Source organism: Pseudomonas sp. SIMBA_068, assembly GCF_046534705.1.
Taxonomy (GTDB): Bacteria; Pseudomonadota; Gammaproteobacteria; order Pseudomonadales; family Pseudomonadaceae; genus Aquipseudomonas; species Aquipseudomonas putida.
In genome coordinates, this window is sequence record NZ_JAWRYI010001910.1 from 1 (window position 1) to 228 (window position 228).

1 protein-coding gene is annotated in these 228 nt (G+C 42.5%); it reads left to right on the forward strand.

The features are described from left to right. Window positions 1-228 (forward strand): biotin/lipoyl-containing protein (locus tag SB756_RS36435; RefSeq protein ID WP_410914123.1); only part of this gene is annotated, 228 nt, incomplete at both ends.

The window sequence follows — 228 nt, forward strand, 5'->3', positions numbered from 1 at the left end:
ATTGGTGATGACGAAGTTGAGGTAACTGAAATCATGGTTGCTGTTGGCGATACCGTTGAAGAAGAGCAATCTATCTTAAACGTTGAAGGTGACAAAGCGGCTATGGAAGTACCAGCACCGTTTGCTGGTACTGTAAAAGAGATTAAAGTAGCTACTGGCGATACAGTAAAAACAGGTTCATTAGTATTTGTTTTTGAGGTTGCAGGTTCGAGCGCACCAGCATCAGAT